The sequence below is a fragment of the Pseudomonas sp. JV245A genome (genome assembly GCF_032424515.1).
GTDB lineage: Bacteria > Pseudomonadota > Gammaproteobacteria > Pseudomonadales > Pseudomonadaceae > Aquipseudomonas > Aquipseudomonas protegens.
In genome coordinates this window covers 1-493 of the sequence record NZ_VYKE01000530.1, presented here as the reverse complement: position 1 = coordinate 493, position 493 = coordinate 1, and the positions used below count along the sequence as shown (strand labels likewise).

Below are 493 nucleotides of genomic sequence, written 5' to 3'. Positions count from 1 at the left end.
CAGGCAGCCCCTACAGCGCAACTCTCAGCGCTACCGGTGGCACCGTTCCCTACAGCTACAGCATCACCAGCGGTAGCCTGCCGACGGGCCTGAGCCTGAACACTGCCAGCGGTCTGATCAGCGGTACGCCGATTACCAGCGGCAGCAGCAACCTGGTCATCACCGCCACCGATGCCAACGGTGCCACGGGCTCACAGGCCTATTCGATCACCATCGCTGCCGTGGCGATCACCGTGCCCGCCTCCAGCCAGATCCTCGCAGCGGGCCAGTCGGCCACCGTCGACCTGACCCAGGGCGCCACCGGCGGCCCGTTCACCCACGCCACCCTGGGCACGGTGACCCCGGCCTCGGCCGGCCGGGCGATGATGATGGGCCCCTTCTCGATGCGCTTCGTGCCATCGGCGGCCTTCGCCGGTACGGCGGTCGTCAGCTTCGGCCTGCACAACCTCAGCGGCTCCAGCGCCTCCAGCACCATGAGCTTCATCATCCAGAC

The 493-nt window shown here is 68.2% G+C and carries 1 protein-coding gene; it reads left to right on the top strand.

The genetic code is table 11. The annotated features are described in order from the left end of the window. The coding region (locus F6S12_RS32870) for an Ig domain-containing protein (protein WP_315870004.1) at positions 1–493 on the top strand (493 nt) is incomplete at both ends.